The sequence below is a fragment of the Pseudomonas sp. LB3P31 genome (assembly GCF_054897945.1).
In genome coordinates this window covers 3,780,397-3,795,122 of record NZ_CM142710.1, presented here as the reverse complement: position 1 = coordinate 3,795,122, position 14,726 = coordinate 3,780,397, and the positions used below count along the sequence as shown (strand labels likewise).

Annotated in this window: 13 protein-coding genes, 1 pseudogene and 1 riboswitch; of the genes and pseudogenes, 6 read left to right on the top strand and 8 right to left on the bottom strand. The window is 59.2% G+C overall.

Going from position 1 to position 14,726, the window contains the following annotated elements; all coding sequences use genetic code 11:
- Positions 1-81 precede the first annotated feature (81 nt).
- On the top strand, positions 82-477 hold the full coding sequence (locus tag ACYZTK_RS17195) for a DUF1090 domain-containing protein (protein WP_462010980.1): 396 nt from the start codon (positions 82-84) through the stop codon (positions 475-477).
- Positions 478-607: 130 nt separating this feature from the next.
- Here the strand turns inward: ACYZTK_RS17195 and ACYZTK_RS17190 are convergent, their stop codons facing one another.
- Entirely contained in the window at positions 608-1,057 is a 450-nt protein-coding gene (locus ACYZTK_RS17190) for a c-type cytochrome (RefSeq protein ID WP_462010979.1), read from the bottom strand.
- A 127-nt stretch (positions 1,058-1,184) separates the two neighbouring features.
- Between ACYZTK_RS17190 and mltA the strand changes: the two genes are divergently transcribed.
- Entirely contained in the window at positions 1,185-2,357 is a 1,173-nt protein-coding gene (mltA, locus tag ACYZTK_RS17185; protein ID WP_462010978.1) for a murein transglycosylase A, read from the top strand.
- 95 nt (positions 2,358-2,452) lie between these two features.
- On the opposite strand, the gene ACYZTK_RS17180 is transcribed toward mltA, so the two are convergent.
- From ACYZTK_RS17180 to ACYZTK_RS17165, 4 genes and pseudogenes are all read right to left on the bottom strand, one after another.
- The gene (locus tag ACYZTK_RS17180) at positions 2,453-2,836 is read right to left on the bottom strand and encodes an MAPEG family protein (protein WP_462010977.1); all 384 of its coding nucleotides are present in this window, start codon (positions 2,834-2,836) and stop codon (positions 2,453-2,455) included.
- Between the two features lie 39 nt (positions 2,837-2,875).
- Positions 2,876-3,553, bottom strand: a pseudogene (locus tag ACYZTK_RS17175) (EamA family transporter); the annotation flags it as partial.
- 160 nt (positions 3,554-3,713) lie between these two features.
- Positions 3,714-4,595, bottom strand: coding sequence for a formate/nitrite transporter family protein (locus ACYZTK_RS17170; RefSeq protein WP_462010976.1), 882 nt, complete (start codon positions 4,593-4,595; stop codon positions 3,714-3,716).
- A gap of 207 nt (positions 4,596-4,802) precedes the next feature.
- Positions 4,803-5,192, bottom strand: coding sequence for an acyl-CoA thioesterase (locus tag ACYZTK_RS17165; protein ID WP_462010975.1), 390 nt, complete (start codon positions 5,190-5,192; stop codon positions 4,803-4,805).
- Between the two features lie 198 nt (positions 5,193-5,390).
- Positions 5,391-5,492: riboswitch (S-adenosyl-L-homocysteine riboswitch) on the top strand.
- A gap of 23 nt (positions 5,493-5,515) precedes the next feature.
- On the opposite strand from ACYZTK_RS17165, the gene ahcY reads away from it, so the two are divergent.
- From ahcY to ACYZTK_RS17145, 4 genes are all read left to right on the top strand, one after another.
- A complete protein-coding gene (ahcY, locus tag ACYZTK_RS17160) occupies positions 5,516-6,925 on the top strand; it encodes an adenosylhomocysteinase (RefSeq protein WP_462010974.1) in 1,410 nt (469 codons plus the stop codon).
- 160 nt (positions 6,926-7,085) lie between these two features.
- Positions 7,086-7,931 carry a methylenetetrahydrofolate reductase [NAD(P)H] gene (gene metF, locus ACYZTK_RS17155; protein ID WP_045059849.1) on the top strand — a complete coding sequence of 282 codons (846 nt, stop codon included), beginning with the start codon at positions 7,086-7,088 and terminating at the stop codon, positions 7,929-7,931.
- Positions 7,932-8,138: 207 nt separating this feature from the next.
- Entirely contained in the window at positions 8,139-8,954 is an 816-nt protein-coding gene (locus ACYZTK_RS17150; RefSeq protein ID WP_462010973.1) for a substrate-binding periplasmic protein, read from the top strand.
- A gap of 222 nt (positions 8,955-9,176) precedes the next feature.
- Positions 9,177-11,057 carry a DEAD/DEAH box helicase gene (locus tag ACYZTK_RS17145; RefSeq protein WP_462010972.1) on the top strand — a complete coding sequence of 627 codons (1,881 nt, stop codon included), beginning with the start codon at positions 9,177-9,179 and terminating at the stop codon, positions 11,055-11,057.
- Positions 11,058-11,330: 273 nt separating this feature from the next.
- On the opposite strand, the gene ACYZTK_RS17140 is transcribed toward ACYZTK_RS17145, so the two are convergent.
- The 3 genes from ACYZTK_RS17140 to ACYZTK_RS17130 form a co-directional block, all read right to left on the bottom strand.
- Positions 11,331-11,900, bottom strand: a complete 570-nt coding sequence (locus tag ACYZTK_RS17140) for a YceI family protein (protein WP_462010971.1) — start codon at positions 11,898-11,900, stop codon at positions 11,331-11,333.
- A 32-nt stretch (positions 11,901-11,932) separates the two neighbouring features.
- Positions 11,933-12,484 carry a cytochrome b gene (locus ACYZTK_RS17135; protein ID WP_462010970.1) on the bottom strand — a complete coding sequence of 184 codons (552 nt, stop codon included), beginning with the start codon at positions 12,482-12,484 and terminating at the stop codon, positions 11,933-11,935.
- A 342-nt stretch (positions 12,485-12,826) separates the two neighbouring features.
- The gene (locus ACYZTK_RS17130; RefSeq protein WP_462010969.1) at positions 12,827-14,578 is read right to left on the bottom strand and encodes an FAD-dependent oxidoreductase; all 1,752 of its coding nucleotides are present in this window, start codon (positions 14,576-14,578) and stop codon (positions 12,827-12,829) included.
- Positions 14,579-14,726 lie beyond the last annotated feature (148 nt).

Genomic DNA, 14,726 nt, shown 5'->3' with positions numbered 1-14,726 from the left:
CATACGGGAACCCAAAGGTGTCGATCCGGCTCTAACAGCCCATCGTCACTGTGACCGATTGCTTATGCACATGGAGCATCTATGAAATTTCTTTCCCCGCTCGCCCTGCTGACTCTTTGCAGCGTGATGGCCGCTCCACTGATGGCTGCTGAAGAGGCTCCCGGCCTGACCGGTTGCGCTGCCAAGAAGCAAGGCATCATCAATCAGATCGAACTGGCCAAGTCTCACGGCAACGCGGAACAGCAGGCTGGCCTGGAAAAAGCCTTGAGTGAAGTCACAGCGAACTGCACCGACGCGTCGCTGAAGAAAGAGCGGGAGAACAAGGCTCTGGACGCCAAGCACGAAGTGAGCAAGCGCCAGGCGGATCTGGACAAGGCCATGAAGAAGGGCGACCCGGAGAAGATCAACAAACGTAAGGACAAACTCGCCGAGTCGCGCAAGGAATTGCAGGAAGCGCTGGATGTGTTGGATAAGTAAGTTTCAATAATGACTGGAGGTTTCGGTTGTCCCCACTGACGTTATCGCGAGCAGGCTCACTCCTACAGTGAACGAATTCCACCTGTAGGAGTGAGCCTGCTCGCGATGACGTCAGTCAGGACACTGCATATCAATGATCCCGAAACTCTTTATGACAGGCACTACAGGCATCTTCAACCTTCTGCACCGCCGGCCCCAGGTTGCTGGCCTTGTAGGGTTGAACCTTGCTCGCAATCACCAGCTCACCGGTGGCGGCTTCAAGGGTGCGGGCCATTTCCTGAAAACGTGCCTGCTTCTGCCAGACTTCATCCTTGGCGCTGGTGTGATCTTCTTCGCGCACCTGGGGAAAATGCTTCCAGGGCTCATGGGACAACGCATCGAGTTTCACGGCACCGTCGGCGAATTTCGCGCCATCGAATGGAATGCGTCCGCGCAGCATGCCCCCCAGGTCTTCGCCGGTCTTGAGCATCTGTTTGAAGATCGCCTTGCGCTGGCCCAGCGGCGAATTCGGGTCGACGCCGCCACAAGCAGTCAATGTCAGGCAGGCCAGCAATACAACGGAAAGTCTTTTAAGAATCATGGTGGCTTCAGGTCACGGGAACGGCGGCCAGTATCCTCGCGTCATCGGTAAAGACCAATAGCCCTATTATCAATATGGGTTGTTCGGGCGCATGGAGCACTCAAACAACCGGCAAAGGAATTACTCCATGATCAGCTGCATCAAGGCATGGCGCCCTCGCCTGTCCTGGACCCTACCGATGGTAGCCGTGCTCGCTGGCTGCACCGGCGGCGAGAGCACTCCACCGAAAACCCACGCGTTGGCGACTTACTCCAGTGCCACCTGGGAGGCCCTGCCAACGGTGTCCGATAGCGACCTGATCGCCGGTTTCGGTTCGTGGCGCAGTGCCTGCACCAGACTTAAGGCCGACGCGGTCTGGGGCGCGACCTGCGCAGCCTCCGCCAACGTGCAGCCAACGGCCAGCGAAATCCGCGGATTCCTCAAGCAACATCTGGATGTCTACGGCCTGCGTGCCGCCAACGACAATCCCAACGGCCTGATCACCGGTTATTACGAACCGGTCTACCCCGGCAGCCTGACCCAGACCACAGTCGCGAATATTCCGGTGTACGGCGTGCCGGAGGACATGATCATCGTCTCGCTGGACAGCATCTACCCCGAGCTCAAAGGCAAGCGCCTGCGCGGACGCCTCGAAGGTCGAGTGCTCAAGCCTTACGACGATGCTGCAACCATAGAGACCAAAGGGGTCAAAGCGCCCGTCGTGGCCTGGCTGACCGACCCGATGAACCTGCAATTCCTGCAGATCCAGGGCTCGGGTCGCATCCAGCTGGATGACGGTCGCCAGCTGCGCATTGCCTACGCCGATCAGAACGGTCATCCGTATCGGCCGATCGGGCGCTGGCTGGTGGAACAGGGCGAGCTGAAAAAAGAAGACGTGACCATGGGCGCCATCAGTGATTGGGCCAAGGCCAACCCGGCGCGCATCCCGGAACTGCTGGGCAGCAACCCGAGCTACGTGTTTTTCACCCGCAACCCGGACAGCAACGAAGGCCCGCGCGGCTCGCTTAACGTTCCGCTAACAGCCGGCTACAGCGCGGCAGTGGATCGCAAGGTGATTCCGTTGGGCAGTCTGTTGTGGTTATCCACCACTCGCCCGGACGGTACGGCGCTGGTGCGGCCGGTAGCGGCCCAGGACACGGGCGGCGCGATTGCCGGCGAAGTGCGTGCGGATCTGTTCTGGGGTACTGGCGAAGCGGCCGGGCAACTGGCTGGAGATATGAAACAGCAGGGGCAGATATGGATGTTGTGGCCGAAGGGGGCGGCGTTGCCGCAGGTGCCTCAGGTGGCTGATAATCCCTGAAGGCTCTAAAAGATCGCAGCCTCGTTTCACTCGACAGCTCCTACACAGCTCCCTGTAGGAGCTGTCGAGGGCACCGAGGCTGCGATCTTTTGACCTTATGCCGACACCACAAACAAACTCACAATCAACCCCATCCCCACAAACCACACCAGCGACCGCAAGATCGCCCAGTCCGCCAGATAACAAATGATGTAGAGCAACCGGCTGGTAATGAACAACACCGACAGCACATTGATCGTCACCAGCTCCGCATTGCCCGCCAGGTGCGCCACGATCACCGCCGCAGCAAATGCCGGGGTTACTTCGAAGCTGTTCAGTTGCGCCGCATGGGCGCGCCGACCCAGACCATTCAACGAGTCGAGAAAATCCCGGGGATCATGGTTGTCTTTCAACCTGTACCCACCACTGATCTTGGCCACGCCCACACACAGGTAGGGCAGGAAAATCGCGATCAAGATGCACCACAGAGCAACCGTCATAAAGCAGTCCCTTTTCAAGTTCCAGAATTGTTTTCAGCGTTAAAACTTCATCACCAGTATGCCAATCATTACCAGCCCACAGGCTAAGAGCCGCAGTCGGCCGAAAGGTTCTTTCAGGTAGCGCATGCCGAACAGCACCACCAGGATTACGCTGATCTCGCGCAATGCCGCCGCTTCGGCAATCGAGCCCAGCTGCATGGCCCATAGCATCAGAGCGTAGCTGAACAACACGCAGAATCCGACCGCCAACCCCAACCACCACTGTTCACGCCAGAACAGCATGAACGCCGGCCGCTTGCTTACCAGCGCCAGCAGCGGGAAAGGCCAGGCGCTGATCAACGTGACCCAGACCAGGTAATCCAGCGGATGTGACCAGCGCCGCAACGCCTGGCCATCGATGAAGGTGTAGCAACCAATGCACAGGCCGATCAACGCCACCACCGGCAGCATCGACCAGGGCAGACGCGCCCCGCCCCCACCCTGCCACAGAAGGCAGAGCATGCCGATCGGGATCAGCAAAATGCCGAAGATCTGCTGATGCGTCAGCACCTCCCCGGCGAAAATCAGGGTCAGCGCCAGCACCACCAGCGGCGACAAACCGCGCATCAGCGGATACACCAGCCCGAGATCGCCGACCAGATAAGCCTGGATCAACAGATAACGATAAAGCAGCTCGAAGGCCGCCGATGCCAGAATCCACGGCCAGATCTCCAGCGGTGTCAATTTGAAGATCACGACCCTGTAGCAGCTGACGAAGCCTGCGTTCGGCTACTACAAGAACCGGGCCGGGGCGATATAGCCGAATGGGCACTCTACTGGCAATGCCACCACCTGCCGTGATGAGCCTGCGCCAGCGGCACAGGCCGGGCATCACTGATTACTTTTCAGGCTTTTGCGGATCAGGCTGCTGATCCGCACCCTGTTTCGGCGGGCCACTCTCGCTGCGGATTTGCGCATGACTGAGTAGCGCAAAGATAAAGCTGCCGCCGATGATATTGCCTGCCAACGTCGGCCCGGCAAACACCATCCAGAAATCACTCCAGGACAACTCGCCGGCAAATACCAGGTATGAGACCTCGGCCGACCCGACCACGATGTGAGTGAAATCCCCCAGCGCCATCAGGTACGTGATGAGGATAATGATCCACATCTTGGCGCTTTCCATCGAAGGAATCATCCAGACCATGGTGGCGATCATCCAACCGGAAACGATGCCTTTGGCGAACATCTTACTGGCATCGTTCTCCATGACCTTGCGCCCGATATCGAGGAAAGCCAGGTCGGTCTTGGTGTCGAAAATCGGCAGGTGCAGCATGACGTAGGCGACCAGCAGCGTGCCACACAGGTTGCCTACCAGCACCACGCTCCATAGGCGCAGCAGCCGTCCGAAATTATTCAGCGTGGGCTTGGTCATCACCGGCAGCACGGCCGTCAGAGTGTTTTCGGTAAACAGCTGCTGGCGGGCGAGGATCACCGCGAGGAACCCGGCGCAGTAGCCGAAGCTGGCGATCACCTTGAAGGCTTCGCCGTCCGGCAGACGGGAGTTGAGCAAGCCCATGGCCATTAGCGACAGACCCATGGTCAGGCCGGCGGCGAGGGCTGACCACCAGAGTGCAGCGACGCTGCGTTCCAGCTCCTGATCACCCTGGGTGCGGATGATTTCGTGCAGCACCGCGGCGCGCGGCGGCTGGTTCTTGTCGACGTCGTGTTTTTCCTGGGCCGAGAGATTCGGGGTCTTGCCGTCTTTTTGAGTGTCCATAGAGCTCCGAAACCGGTGACGTGAGATGTAGATACGACATGCGCGTTTCGGAGCTGTTCACTGACCTCGGCAGATCATTCCCTGTGGGAGCAAGGCTTGCCCGCGATGGGTTCACCTCGTTTCCCCGGTGTGGCCGATGACGCCATCGCGGGCAAGCCTTGCTCCCACAGGTTGCTCCCACTCGTTGCTGCCAAAGATGGGTTTGTCCTAATCCTGGAATTGGTCTTTGACGTACAGGATCTCGGTGCGGCCGTGGGGCGCAGGCAACCCGTCTTCACCCAGGTTGACGAACACCATCTTCTCAACCGTCAGGATGCTTTTGCGGGTGATTTTGTTGCGCACTTCGCAGGTCAGGGTGATAGACGTACGGCCGAACTCGGTGGCGGTAATGCCTAGTTCGATGATGTCGCCCTGACGCGAGGCGCTGACGAAGTTGATTTCGGAAATGTACTTGGTGACCACGCGCTGATTGCCCAACTGGACGATGGCGTAGATCGCCGCTTCTTCGTCGATCCAGCGCAACAGGCTGCCGCCGAACAGCGTGCCGTTGGGGTTCAGGTCTTCGGGTTTTACCCATTTGCGGGTGTGGAAATTCATATTCACTCCTGAGCGTCTTGCCGAATGATGGTTAGCATCATGGCAGAGCCCGGGCTAGAGCTCTATTCACCATCGACTATGGGGTCGATTACCGTTCAGACATTGACCTGCAGAAAGGCTTTGGAAGATCAGCATAGCCCGCTATAATCGCCTCCGTTTCAAAACGGTAAAGATCCATTGCTACCGTTTTCCCGCCACCTGTCCGAGGGGCGCTGCAGCAGGTTCAACCTGTCAGGCTCGGATGGGGCGTTGCCTGGTCACCGCGACCGGACACTAAACGCACAACGGCGCCCATTCGCATACATTACGAATGGAGGCTCTTCATGAGCGCTGTTATCACGCCTGCAGATTTTACCGATTACAAAGTCGCCGACATGTCCCTGGCTGCCTGGGGCCGTCGCGAAACCATTATCGCCGAATCGGAAATGCCAGCCCTGATGGGTCTGCGCCGCAAGTACGCCGGTGAGCAGCCGCTCAAGGGCGCGAAGATTCTCGGCTGCATCCACATGACCATTCAGACTGCCGTGCTGATCGAAACCCTGGTTGCCCTGGGTGCCGAAGTGCGCTGGTCGTCCTGCAACATCTTCTCGACTCAGGATCAGGCCGCTGCCGCTATCGCCGCTGCCGGCATCGCGGTTTATGCCTGGAAAGGCGAGACCGAAGAAGAGTACGAGTGGTGCCTGGAGCAAACCATCCTGAAAGATGGCGCGCCATGGGATGCCAACATGATCCTCGACGACGGCGGCGACCTGACCGAGCTGCTGCACAAGAAGTACCCGGCGATCCTCGACCGCGTCCACGGCGTGACCGAAGAAACCACCACCGGCGTTCACCGCCTGCTGGACATGCTGGCCAAAGGCGAGCTGAAAATCCCGGCCATCAACGTCAACGACTCGGTGACCAAGAGCAAGAACGACAACAAGTACGGCTGCCGTCACAGCCTGAACGACGCGATCAAGCGCGGTACTGACCACCTGCTGTCCGGCAAGCAAGCGCTGGTCATCGGTTACGGTGACGTGGGCAAAGGCTCCGCTCAGTCCCTGCGTCAGGAAGGCATGATCGTCAAGGTTTCCGAAGTCGATCCGATCTGCGCCATGCAGGCCTGCATGGACGGTTTTGAGCTGGTTTCGCCGTTCCTCGACGGGATCAACGACGGTACCGAAGCAAGCATCGACAAAGCGCTGCTGGGCAAGATCGACCTGATCGTGACCACCACCGGCAACGTCAATGTCTGTGACTCGAACATGCTCAAGGCTCTGAAGAAGCGCGCTGTTGTCTGCAACATCGGCCACTTCGACAACGAAATCGACACGGCTTTTATGCGCAAAAACTGGGCATGGGAAGAAGTGAAGCCACAGGTGCACAAGATCCATCGCACAGGCGCTGGTGCATTCGATGCCCAGAACGACGACTACCTGATCCTGCTGGCCGAAGGCCGTCTGGTAAACCTGGGCAACGCCACTGGCCACCCGAGCCGCATCATGGACGGTTCGTTCGCCAACCAGGTTCTGGCGCAGATCTTCCTGTTCGGCCAGAAGTACGCCGACCTGTCGCCAGCCCAGAAAGCCGAGCGCCTGACTGTGGAAGTACTGCCGAAGAAACTCGACGAAGAAGTGGCCCTGGAAATGGTCCGCGGCTTTGGTGGTGTTGTGACTCAACTGACCAAGCAACAGGCTGATTACATCGGCGTGACTGTTGAAGGTCCGTTCAAGCCGCACGCTTACCGCTACTGATCGGTCCTGCTGCCTGCTCTCCCTGTGGGAGCGGGCTTGCTCGCGAATGCGGTGTGTCAGTCGATATCAATGTTGAATGTCACACCGCATTCGCGAGCAAGCCCGCTCCCACATGGGATGTGCAAGCCTCACAGGTTTACGTGTTTCCAAGGATATGACCATGTCCCAAGACCGTCGCTACAGCTTCGAGTTCTTCCCTACCAAGACCGACGCTGGGCATGAAAAGCTGCTCGCCACTGCCCGTCAGCTGGCTACGTACAACCCCGATTTCTTCTCCTGCACCTACGGCGCGGGCGGTTCGACTCGTGATCGCACGATCAACACCGTGTTGCAGCTCGAAAGCGAAGTCAAAGTCCCGGCCGCTCCGCACTTGTCGTGCGTTGGTGACAGCAAGGACGACCTGCGCGGCCTGCTGACCCAGTACAAGGCTGCCGGCATTACCCGTATCGTTGCCCTGCGCGGCGACCTGCCTTCGGGCATGGGCATGGCGAGCGGCGAATTGCGTCACGCCAATGACCTGGTTGAATTCATTCGTGAAGAAACCGGCGATCATTTCCACATCGAAGTGGCTGCTTACCCGGAGATGCATCCGCAAGCACGCAACTTCGAGGACGATCTCGCCAATTTCGTGCGCAAGGCCAATGCTGGCGCCGACAGCGCGATCACCCAATACTTCTTCAACGCCGACAGCTACTTCTACTTCGTCGAGCGCGTGCGGGCACTGGGCGTGAACATCCCGATCGTGCCGGGCATCATGCCGATCACCAACTACAGCAAGTTGGCGCGCTTCTCCGATGCTTGCGGTGCGGAAATCCCGCGCTGGATTCGCAAGCAGCTGGAAGCCTATGGCGACGACACTCGGAGTATTCAGGGCTTTGGCGAGCAGGTCATTACCGAGATGTGCGAACGGTTGCTGCAAGGTGGAGCGCCTGGGTTGCACTTCTATACGTTGAACCAGGCTGAGCCGAGCCTGGCGGTGTGGAATAACCTGAAGTTGCCGCGTTAAGTAAAAAGCAAGATCGAAATAAAAGGCAAGATCAAAAGATCGCAGCCTTCGGCAGCTCCTACGCCGGGTTTGTTTAATCCCTGTAGAAGCTGCCGAAGGCTGCGATCTTTTGCTTTTAACGCCCTTTTATTGTGCGTCAATCCACGGAGATAGAGCTTCTCGATCCAGTTTCTGGCTCTTTCCGGTTTCTCGTCGTAATCTCAAGCCATGCCTTTGATCTCACAGTTACTGACGGTGATTTTATTCACGTGCCTGAGCTTTACAGCTCGGGGCGAGAAACTGCGCATTGTCACCGAGCCTTGGGCACCTTATGTGTACGAGGAGAACGGCAAGGCAATGGGGCTGGACTATGAAACCACCGACATTGTCTTCCAGCGCCTGGGCATTGAAGTGCAATGGCAATTCCTGCCCTGGAAGCGTTGCCTGTCGATGCTGGAGCAAGGCCAGGCGGACGGGGCGCTGGACATTTTTCACAGTGACGAGCGCGACGCCACCCTGCTCTACCCCAGCGAGCCGCTGTCGCAAGTACAATTCGTGATGTTCTACGCCAACGCCCGCCCTCACCCGTTCAAATCTCTCGAAGCGCTGCGTGGCCTGACGATTGGCACCTCGCCGGGCTACCTGTACAGCCCCGATTTCAGTGAATCGACACTGTTCACTAGGGAGCCGGCGCCCAGCCACGAGGCCAACTTCGGCAAATTGGTACGGGGGCGGATCGATCTGTTGATCACCGACCGCCGAGTGGGCCAGCACCTCATTGACGAATTGAACATTCGCGACCAGATCACCGAAAACCCATTGATTATCAGTGAACAGAGCCAATATCTCGCAGTGCGCCGCAATGCGGGCATGGATTTGCTGGTGCAGCGTTTCGGTGCCGAACTCAAGCGTTTCAAGCGCGAGCCCGCCTACGCCGAGTTAAGCGCCCGCTACGGCGCCGGACCGGCCAGCGCGATGCCCGCGAACGGCGTCACCGCCGCCAGCGGAAAAACCGTTGAGCAGCAGGAAAGCAGCGCTCAGTGATTGCTCTGTTATACTCCCGCCTTCCCGCCAGGCTCACGCCCGGACGCTCGGAATTGTTCAAGGCATCTCGACCCCGCTACAGCGCAGCTTTCAGCCCGCGCGAGCGCTCCAGACGAGCTTTTCAAACCCAGCAGGACCGGACGGGATTGCGTTCCTCTTAAACGCCATTCGCGCCAGGCAAGACTCCCATTGGGCCAAGCCCTAACTAAAACAGGATTACTCATGTCCTTTGCTTCCCTCGGTCTCTCCGAGGCTTTAGTCCGCGCCATCGAGGCGGCGGGCTATACCGAGCCTACTCCGGTGCAACAGCGGGCCATTCCCGCCGTGTTGCAAGGTCGCGACCTCATGGTTGCGGCACAGACAGGTACTGGTAAAACCGGCGGCTTCGCCCTTCCGATCCTGGAGCGGTTGTTCCCTAACGGTCACCCGGACAAATCCCAGCGTCACGGCCCGCGCCAACCGCGCGTACTGGTCCTGACCCCTACTCGCGAACTCGCGGCCCAGGTTCACGAGAGCTTCAAGGTCTATGCCCGTGACCTGAAGTTCGTCAGTGCCTGCATTTTCGGCGGCGTCGGCATGAACCCACAGGTTCAAGCCATGTCCCGTGGTGTCGACGTGCTGGTGGCCTGCCCTGGTCGCCTGCTCGACCTCGCCGGTCAAGGCAGCGTCGATTTGTCCCACGTGGAAATCCTCGTGCTGGACGAAGCCGACCGCATGCTCGACATGGGCTTCGTGCATGATGTGAAGAAGGTCCTGGCTCGCTTGCCGAGCAAACGTCAGAACCTGCTGTTCTCGGCGACCTTCTCCAAGGACATCACCGATCTCGCCGGCAAGCTGCTGCACAACCCGGAACGCATCGAAGTCACTCCGCCGAACACCACGGTCGAGCGCATCGAACAACGCGTATTCCGCCTGCCTGCCAACCACAAGCGCTCGTTACTGGCTCACCTGATCACCGCAGGCGCCTGGGAACAGGTCCTGGTGTTCACCCGCACCAAGCACGGAGCCAACCGCCTGGCCGAGTACCTGGACAAGCATGGCCTGAGCGCCGTCGCGATCCACGGCAACAAGAGCCAGAACGCGCGCACCAAAGCCCTGGCCGATTTCAAGGCCGGTGAAGTGCGCATCCTGGTTGCCACCGACATCGCCGCTCGCGGCCTCGACATCGACCAACTGCCACACGTGGTCAACTTCGAACTGCCGAACGTCGACGAAGATTACGTGCACCGTATCGGCCGTACCGGCCGTGCCGGTCGTTCGGGCGAGGCGATCTCGCTGGTTGCCCCCGACGAAGAAAAGCTGCTGAAAAGCATCGAGCGCATGACCCGGCAGAAAATCGCCGACGGCGACCTGATGGGCTTCGATTCCAGCGCTGTGGAAGCCGAGAAACCTGAAGTTCGCGAGCGTCCGGATGTGCGTAACCCGCGCAACCCACGTGGCCCGCGCGGCGATGGTCCGAACGGCGGCGGCGGTGGTGGCGGTCGTAAAGACAAGGGCAAGGACAAGGGCGGCAAGGAAAAACCTGCCGCCGCTGCCCGCGGCGAGCGTCCGGCACGTGAACACAAACCACGTGAAGGCACTCCAGCTCGCGAGCAACAGCGCCCGGCACCTCGTGCTTCCGCTGACCGTGCCCCGGACGAGTTCCTCGACGACGATGTGGATAACTTCGGCAATCGCGTTGACTACGTTCCACAGGCCAAGCCAGCCCAGGGCCGCGGTCGTCGTCCAGGTGCCCCGGCACCCGGCGCGGCAGCCGGCGCAGGTGCTGGTGCTCCACGCAGTGGCGGCAAACCTCAGGGTCGTCAGAGCGGTCCGCGCAGCAGCGACGGCGCTACCACCGGCACTCCGCCGGCCAAGCGCAGTGGCCCACGCAGCGGCGCTCCACGTGACGGCCAGGCCCGTCGCGAAGAAGGTCGCAACCGACGCCCGGCACGTGATGAGCAGCCTCGCTCGGAACCAGCCGTGCAGAACCCGCGTGGCCCGGCCCCGAAGATCATTCACAAGGAGTCGAAAACCGATCGTTTCCCGACACCTGAACAGCTTGATCAATTGCCAGGCCGTCCACGCGGTGAGAAACCTGCGCTGCTGACTCGCAATCGCTGAGTTGACGCTGCAATAAAAAATGCCCCGGATCTCAAGATTCGGGGCATTTTTGTTTCTGAGGTAACACTATTCCTCAAACCACCACAGATCCCCCTGTGGGAGCGGGCTTGCTCGCGAAGGCGGTGTGTCAGGCAACCAAATTTTGACTGAGAAACCGCCTTCGCGAGCAAGCCCGCTCCCACAGGGGATTGCATTGGTTGTTCAGAATTTACAAGGCAACAAAAAACGCCCGCGATCGTGAGATCGCGGGCGTTTTTGTTTAAGCGGCGAAAATTACTTCGCTTTCACGCCTTCAAACGAGATGTACAGCTCAACTGCGTCAGACTTCGGACCCAGGTCTTTCTGCTTGCCGAAATCGGAACGCTTGATGCTGGTGGTGCCTTCAAAGCCGGCACGGTAGCCGCCCCATGGATCCTTGCCTTCACCCAGGAAGGTGGCCTTGACCACGATTGGCTTGGTCACGCCCAGCAGGGTCAGGTTGCCCGTCACGTCAGCAGTATTTGCGCCGGTGGACTTTACGCTGGTGGAAACGAAAGTGGCTTTGCTGCCGTCGAGGAAATCTTTGCTGGCAATGTGCTTGTCACGTTCAGCGTGGTTGGTGAATACGCTGGCGGTGTTCACATTGAACTCGATCTTGCTGTCTTCAGGCTTGGCCGCATCGAAGCTGAACTTGCCGTCGATGTCCTTGAAGGTACCGGTAATGAAGCTGTAGCCCAGGTGGCTGATCTTGAAGTCGACGAAGGCGTGCTGACCTTCCTTGTCCACTACATAATCAGCTGCCATCACGTTGCCGGACAGCAGGGCGGAACCGATTGCCAGAGCGGCGAGAGTCTTTTTCAACATGCTTTCTATTCCTTTGGAGTCGAGGTTGAACTTCAGGCTTTGCGGCCGAGCATTCGAGTCAGGGTCGCATCACGGTCAATAAAGTGGTGCTTCATTGCTGCCAACGCATGAAGGCCGGAAAAAATTACCAGCGCCCATGCCAGGTACAGATGAATCACACCGGCGGTATCTGCCTGGTCCGGTAGCCCGGAGACCAGTGCAGGCACTTCAAACAAGCCAAACACCGGAATCCCGACACCGTCTGCGGTGGAAATCAGGTAACCGGCAATCATCACAGCGAACAAACCGACATACAGGAACGAGTGGCCAAACTTGGCGCCAAGGCGCGTCATGCGGCTGTAGCTTTCCAGGGTAGGCGGAGGTGGGCTGATGAAACGCCAGAGCACCCTCAACAGCATGACTGCAAACAACACCAGGCCAATGCTTTTGTGCAGGTCCGGCGCGTCTTTGCGCCAGAGGCTGTAGTAGTCCAGGTCGATCATCCACAAGCCCAGCGCAAACAATCCGAAGACCGCCAGTGCCACCACCCAGTGAATGAAGACGCTGATCCAACCGTAGCGCGAAGAAGAGTTACGTAGCTGCATTGCCCAAATCCTGTGAGAACTGCGACCAAGACTAACGACTTATCTATCGAATTAAAGCCGAAAATTTCGCTTTGAAATATCGAGAAATACGATGATCAGTGTGAAATAGGCGTGTTAAGGAAAGATTAAAGGACAAAGTGTGGCGGCATGTTAGTGCCTAGCTGGTTAAATTTGTCGAGCTGTTGGGACCCATCGCGAGCAGGCTCACTCCTACAGAGGATTCTTGGTGCTCGCAAGAACGTGCCTGACACGCAACCCTGTAGGAGTGAGCCTGCTCGCGATAGCTTTCTGAAAGGCAAAAAAAAGCGCGACCCTGGAGCCGCGCTTCTATGCACCACCAGGCTACTGAGCCTTGGCTTCAGTAGTAGCAGCCGGTTTGGCCGCTGGCTTCTTGGCCGGCTCAGCCTTCTTCACCGGAGCTTTCTTGGCCTCGGTTTTAGCCGCAGGCTTCTTCACCGGCGTCTTGGTCGAGGCCTTCTTCGCTGGCTCGGCTTTCACCGGCGCCCCAGGCTTCGCTGCTTCCACCGGCGCTGGTGCAGGCGTCGGTACCGGAGCGGGGGTTGGCGCAGCCGGAGCAACGGGCGCTGGCGCCTTCACTGGCTCAGGCTTCTTCTCTTCATCGCCACCACCAAACAAATTGGTGAAGAAGTTGCCCTTCTTCGCCGCAACCGCACCCGCCGCCGCAGCAGCAGCCACCGGCACAACCTTCGCCGGTTCAAACGACTTGCCTGCCGCCAGGTCTTCAACCTGACTGGCTGCGCGCTGACCCGTACGCAAGGCGCCTTCCAGGGTGCCCGGGTACAAGGTGTCGGTGTGTTCGCCCGCGAAGGTTACGCGCTGCAGCGGGCGCTCCCACAGGCGCCAGTATTTGCTGATCTGACCAGGACCGAAGGCCAGGTAGGCGCCGCCCATGGATGGGTCGGTGCTGTAGCGGCGGATTTCATAACCGGTGAACGAGCCGCGGGCCTGTGGATAAAACGCGTGCAGGCGGATCAGCACCTGATCGACCATCTGTTTGTCGCCAAAAGCCTGCATCACGCGGGAGTTGTCGCCGGACAGGTTGATCACCACGTTGGCGCCACCCTTCAATGCCGGCTCGACCCACAACATGCCGAGGCCGGTGTTGCTGTAGATCTCACCGGACATGCGCGCCTTGCTTTCCCACACCGGCGTCTTGAATTTCAGCATGATCTGGTCGCGCCAGCCGTAGTTGGTGCCCTTGATCGCGCCCATGTGCTGGGCGTCCATCGCCGGGGTCATCTGAATCTTGCTCAGCGCGCGCAATGGCACTGCTACCACCACGTAGTCAGCCTGATAACCAACGCTGCCGACCTTGACGGTCACGCCGTCCTTGTCCTGGAGGATGGCCGACACCGGGGAGCTGGTTTTGATGGTCTTCAGCTGCTTGACGAACGCCTGTGCCAGCACCGGGCTGCCACCGAGCAAGCGCGAAGCGCGCAAGTCACGATCGGAGACGCCCAGGTACACACGGCTCTGTTGTGCGAAGTACAGCAGCGACAGGCGCGACGGTTCGTCGTAGCGGGTACGAATTTGCTGGTTGATCAACTGGCGCGCCGTAGGTGGCAGCGACAAGCGGTCAAGCCAGTTGGATACGTTGATCTGATCCAGGGCGTGCAGGGTGCTGTTCGCCGACGGGTTCTGCGGGTCTTCGATTGAGCGCGCCAGGTCGTCCACGGTCTTTTCGTAGCGTTTGAGCGCTTCGGCAGTGGTCGGATCCTTGGTCGCCAGGTCGGCCGAGGTGTAATACACGCCGTCGATCAGGTAACCAGGAATGCGCACGAATTCCGGGGCCGGCGTGGTGCCGAGCTTGAAGGTCGAGACGTACTTGTTCAGCACCGGCTGGGTCTTGTCGTTGCCGATCCACTCACTGGTGGCCATGCCCGAGCGACCGCCCAGGGCCGGCTTGGCTTCCAGCAGGGTGACCTGCCAACCCTTGTTTTGCAGTTCGTAAGCAGCCGTGAGGCCGGACAGCCCGCCGCCGATCACGATCGCTGTTTTATCCTTGGCCAGCGCAGACACGCTGAACAGCCCCAACATCACCAGCGCACAGGCGCGCAGCCAACCAGCAGACATTCAGCGAACTCCGGAAATACACGAGGGAAAACAGTTATGCGAGTCAGACGACTCAAGGAACGGCGAAGAATACGTCAGCCATCAAATGGCCGCCAGCGACGTCTATCGCCCCACTCAATGTAGTTCAATTGCCGCAATGGGTTGTTCC

Bases quoted from the DNA above. Each gene is read 5' to 3' on its own strand.
- ACYZTK_RS17150 (WP_462010973.1), top strand. From the start codon at position 8,139: ATGCCTTTGATCTCACAGTTACTGACGGTGATTTTATTCACGTGCCTG.
- ACYZTK_RS17190 (WP_462010979.1), bottom strand. From the start codon at position 1,057: ATGATTCTTAAAAGACTTTCCGTTGTATTGCTGGCCTGCCTGACATTG.
- ahcY (WP_462010974.1), top strand. From the start codon at position 5,516: ATGAGCGCTGTTATCACGCCTGCAGATTTTACCGATTACAAAGTCGCC.
- mltA (WP_462010978.1), top strand. From the start codon at position 1,185: ATGATCAGCTGCATCAAGGCATGGCGCCCTCGCCTGTCCTGGACCCTA.
- ACYZTK_RS17180 (WP_462010977.1), bottom strand. From the start codon at position 2,836: ATGACGGTTGCTCTGTGGTGCATCTTGATCGCGATTTTCCTGCCCTAC.
- ACYZTK_RS17130 (WP_462010969.1), bottom strand. From the start codon at position 14,578: ATGTCTGCTGGTTGGCTGCGCGCCTGTGCGCTGGTGATGTTGGGGCTG.
- ACYZTK_RS17165 (WP_462010975.1), bottom strand. From the start codon at position 5,192: ATGAATTTCCACACCCGCAAATGGGTAAAACCCGAAGACCTGAACCCC.
- ACYZTK_RS17145 (WP_462010972.1), top strand. From the start codon at position 9,177: ATGTCCTTTGCTTCCCTCGGTCTCTCCGAGGCTTTAGTCCGCGCCATC.
- ACYZTK_RS17140 (WP_462010971.1), bottom strand. From the start codon at position 11,900: ATGTTGAAAAAGACTCTCGCCGCTCTGGCAATCGGTTCCGCCCTGCTG.
- metF (WP_045059849.1), top strand. From the start codon at position 7,086: ATGTCCCAAGACCGTCGCTACAGCTTCGAGTTCTTCCCTACCAAGACC.
- ACYZTK_RS17135 (WP_462010970.1), bottom strand. From the start codon at position 12,484: ATGCAGCTACGTAACTCTTCTTCGCGCTACGGTTGGATCAGCGTCTTC.
- ACYZTK_RS17195 (WP_462010980.1), top strand. From the start codon at position 82: ATGAAATTTCTTTCCCCGCTCGCCCTGCTGACTCTTTGCAGCGTGATG.
- ACYZTK_RS17170 (WP_462010976.1), bottom strand. From the start codon at position 4,595: ATGGACACTCAAAAAGACGGCAAGACCCCGAATCTCTCGGCCCAGGAA.